Raw genomic sequence first — 1,923 nt, forward strand, 5'->3', positions numbered from 1 at the left:
ATACATCTTGCCGCCGCAATCGGCACAGTAGATCAGCCCGGTCAGCGGCGCGGCCTCACCAAAACCGTCCGCATAGCGTTTGGCGTTGCCCCGGATGCGTTGCACACTGTCGAAGGTTTCCTGGTCGATGATGGCCTCATGGGTATTCTCGAAAATTGTCCACTCGCTTTCATCAACATAGTGGCTTTTCTTGTCCTTGAAATGCTTTCGGGTCTTGAAGTTGACAGTATGGCCCAAGTATTCCCGCCGTTTGAGGATATTGACAACAGTGGAGGTAGACCACTGGCAGGGGTCTTTGATGTCCCTGGTCTTGTGCAGGCCCTCGCCATGCCGCGCCATGTGGACGGCTGGCATCTCGATTTTGTCAGCAGTCAAGCGGCTGGCAATTTGGAAAGGCCCGTAGCCCTCCAAAGTCATGGCGTAGATGCGCCGTATCACGTCAGCGGCCTCGTCGTCCACAATCCAGTTTTCCCGCTTTTCGTCCCAGAGGTAGCCATAGGGAACAAATCCGGTCAGGTGCTTTCCACTCATACCCTTGGCCTTGAATACCGACTTGATTTTGCGGCTCGTGTCACGAGCATAAAATTCGTACATGATATTCAAGAACGGGGTCATGTCATTGTCCCCTTTGTCGGTGTCTACATTGTCGTTAATGGCAATCAGCCGCACTCCCCGTTGGCGAAGAATTTCCATTACCTGACCGACTTTCAGATAGTCACGGCCCATTCTGGACATATCCTTGATGATGATTGCCTCCACATTGCCGTCCTCGACTTCCTCCATCATCGCCATAAAACCGGGCCGGTCAAAGCGGGTGCCGGAAACGCCGTCATCCGTGAAGTGCTTGAAACGGGGATACCCATTCCGGCGGGCGAAGTCCTCCAGCATGATTTTTTGATTTTGGATTGAAAAACTCTCCCCATTTAATTCGTCGTCGCGGCTGAGGCGTTCATAGAGTAGCGCAATCTTGGTTTTTGCCATAGCACAGACCTCCTTGAATGAAAATATGCTCTAAGCTGTCCTTGCCTATCACCGAAAAATCAGTGAATTAACAAGTCTCTTAGAGCATAAATCACCGCTGGCCAGCTTGTACTTTTTGTACTGCTTCACGGCAAAACAGTCCGGCTTTCTCTTTTCCAGCCCGGCGAACATATAGTCCACCGCGTTCATAAAATCGTCATCGTCCTCCTTGACCTCCATGCCGGAAATCATGTCTACAAGGGTGTTCATGTTTTTATCCTCGTCCGGGCCCTCGAAGATGATATAGGCGATAAGGGCACAGTATAAAAGCGTTTCTGATTTCGTCCAGAATGGGTCGCCCTCTTTGCCCTCGCCTTTGGTGTTGGCTATTAAGGTATTGACGAATTTCAAAATGTCGGCCTCGTTGCGGATATAGGCCAGCGGGTTATAGTGCATGGAGCGGGAAAAATCAATGCTGTTAAAAACCTTGATTTTATATCCCTTTTTCTTTTGCAGGAAATACCCGGCCTGCTCCAGCACCCCGCCTTTGGGGTCTACCACCACATAGGAGGAATGGGCCTGCAGAAGCTGGGGCGTGAGCCAGAACCGGGTCTTGCCGGAGCCGGATGAACCGACAACACAGCAATTCAAGTTCCGGGCGTTGGCGGGGACGGCGGGCCGGGTGTTGGTGGTGAGAAACTCCGTCCCGGTCAGAATGATGTTGTTTTCAAACCTGGGGTCGGTGAACGGCTTGATGTCTTTTTCCGTTCCCCAGCGGGCGGAACCATACTCTTCATCCCGGCGATATTTTTGAGCTTTTTTGCTCTTCTGGTAGATAACCAGCCGGATCGCCACGGCCCCCACGATGCCCGCCAGCCAATCAAATGGATTGAGCCCCGGCGCGAAGTCGGCAAAGGCCGGGCCGAGGGCCGCCACCATCCCCACCAGCTTGTGGGCCAAATC

The 1,923-nt window shown here is 52.7% G+C and carries 1 protein-coding gene and 1 pseudogene; both read right to left on the reverse strand.

From position 1 onward, the window contains the following. A partial coding sequence (locus D1646_RS20625; RefSeq protein WP_160638261.1) for a recombinase family protein occupies nt 1–981 on the reverse strand: 981 nt, incomplete at its 3' end. A gap of 93 nt (nt 982–1,074) precedes the next feature. Then, nucleotides 1,075–1,923 (reverse strand): annotated as a pseudogene (locus D1646_RS20630) (type IV secretory system conjugative DNA transfer family protein); the annotation flags it as partial.

Source organism: Pseudoflavonifractor sp. 60, assembly GCF_009911645.1.
Lineage (GTDB): Bacteria > Bacillota > Clostridia > Oscillospirales > Oscillospiraceae > Lawsonibacter.